The organism is Micromonospora sp. WMMD736 (assembly GCF_049179015.1).
Taxonomy (GTDB): Bacteria; Actinomycetota; Actinomycetes; order Mycobacteriales; family Micromonosporaceae; genus Micromonospora.
Genome location: NZ_JBMHMI010000120.1, coordinates 1 through 1,819, shown reverse-complemented (window position 1 = coordinate 1,819; position 1,819 = coordinate 1). Strand labels below are relative to the sequence as shown.

The following is a 1,819-nucleotide window of genomic DNA, read 5'->3' as shown; positions in this document are numbered from 1 at the left end:
GTGCGACCAGGCGGGATCCATCACCGCCCCGAACAGCTGGCGGTGCAGATCGTCCATGGCGCCGTCCTGTTCGCGGATGCGGGCGGCCTTGTCGGGATCAGGGGATTGCAGCACTTGCTGGGCGATGACCGCCAAGTCGACCGCGACCGCGCCCATCCGTTCGAAGACCGGACTGACGGTGTCCGGCAACACATGGTTCGGCTGGCGACGGCGGGCGAGTTTGGCGACATGGGCGGCCAGCGCCCCCATCCGATTCACGTCGGCGGCGACGTGCATGGCACCGACGATGGTGCGCAACTCGCCGGCCACCGGTTGCTGCAGCGCCACCAGCGAAACCGCCTGTTCTTCGGCGCACGCACTCATGTGCGCGATCTGGTCCTGCCCGGAGATCACGCTTTCAGCGAAGTCGACGTCGGCCTGCAGTAACGCCTCGGTTGCCCGGGCCATTGCGCTGGCGGTGAGTCCACATGCCTCGGCCAGCTGGATTCTGAGTGTTGTGAGTTGCTCGCGGTAAGTCGTACGCATCAGTTGGGCCTCCCCTGTCAGTGGACAAGTATTCCCCGCAGGCACGACAAATATGCAGATTTATTCGGGGTGTCAGAATGACCGGCGACCCGATTCAGATGCGTGGCTAGGTCCAGGCCCGGTCGCGCCAACGCCACGCGCTGTCCTCGACGAACTCGGCCAGCGCGCGGGGTGGCCGGCCAAGCAGCTGAGCGACTTCGTCGGTGATCTGCTGGTTGCCGCCCAGCCGGGTCAGCGTGTACACCGCCGACATGAAACCGATGCTGTCCCAGCCGACTCCGCGCCGTCGTAGTCGCGACGCGAACCGCACCAAGCTCGGGTTGCTATAGCGGACCCGGTAACCCAGTCCGGCGCTGAGCACTTCGGCGACTTCGGTCATCGTCAACGCCGCGGGCCCGGTCAGGTGGTAGACGGTATCGCGATGCGATCCTGGGTCGCGCAGCACGGTGGCGGCGACATCGGCGGCGTCGCGGGCGTCGATGAACGTGGTGCGGCCGTTGCCGGCCGGGATGAACAACTCGTGGTTCTCGGCGATGTCCACGCCGTGGGTGGAGATGAGCCGGTGCAGGTTCTGCATGAAGAAGCTGCACCGCAGCACCGTCGACGCCATGGTGCTGGATCGCAATGCGGATTCGACGTGGTGGTGCGGGATGAACCGGGCGCGGTCGGCACCGAACACCGACACGTACACCACGTGCTGGCACCCGGCCTCCTGGGCGGCCTCGACAAACGGGATGATCGCGGTGCGGGCGGCCTTGTTGCCGGGCAGCGGGAACAACAGAAACAGCGTCTGCACCCCGGCCAACGCGGAAGGCCAGGTGGCGCGGTCGAAGAAGTCCAACCGGACCGCCTGGGCGCCGCTGTCGCCCAGCCGCCGGTCCAGGTCGGCGGGTCGGCGGCTGGCGACCCGCCACCCCGTCGCCGGGGGTGCGGTGGCCAGCCGGGCCACCAGTTCGTAGCCCACATTGCCGCTGGGCCCGGTGATCAACAGCATGTGTTCAGCTGACCGGGTCGAACACCTTGCGCAGCATGTCGCACTGGCTGGCGAAGAACGACCGTGACACGTCGGTCTTCGCGGCGACTCCGTCGAATCCGTGGAACGCGCCGTCGACCACCTCGACTTCGCATGCCACCCCGGCGGCGCGCAGCCGTTCGGCATAGCCGAGGTCCTCGTCGTGAAACAGGTCCAGCGTGCCGACCCCGACCCAGGCCGGCGGCAGTCCGGATAGATCTTCGCGGCGGGCCGGAACCGCGACCTCGGGATCGGCGCCACCGAGGTAGGCTGCCCAGCCGA

The 1,819-nt window shown here is 67.7% G+C and carries 3 protein-coding genes; all 3 read right to left on the bottom strand.

Going from position 1 to position 1,819, the window contains the following annotated elements; translation table 11 throughout:
• The coding region (locus ACN269_RS34440) for a phosphate signaling complex PhoU family protein (protein WP_421477479.1) at positions 1-525 on the bottom strand (525 nt) is incomplete at its 3' end.
• Positions 526-631: 106 nt separating this feature from the next.
• Positions 632-1,519, bottom strand: a complete 888-nt coding sequence (locus tag ACN269_RS34435) for an NmrA family NAD(P)-binding protein (RefSeq protein WP_421477477.1) — start codon at positions 1,517-1,519, stop codon at positions 632-634.
• A gap of 4 nt (positions 1,520-1,523) precedes the next feature.
• Positions 1,524-1,819, bottom strand: a 296-nt coding sequence (locus tag ACN269_RS34430) for an alpha/beta hydrolase fold domain-containing protein (RefSeq protein ID WP_421477476.1), incomplete at its 5' end; no start/stop codon positions are given.

Excerpts from the sequence above, each read along its gene's own strand:
- ACN269_RS34435 (WP_421477477.1), bottom strand. The coding sequence starts at position 1,519 with ATGCTGTTGATCACCGGGCCCAGCGGCAATGTGGGCTACGAACTGGTG.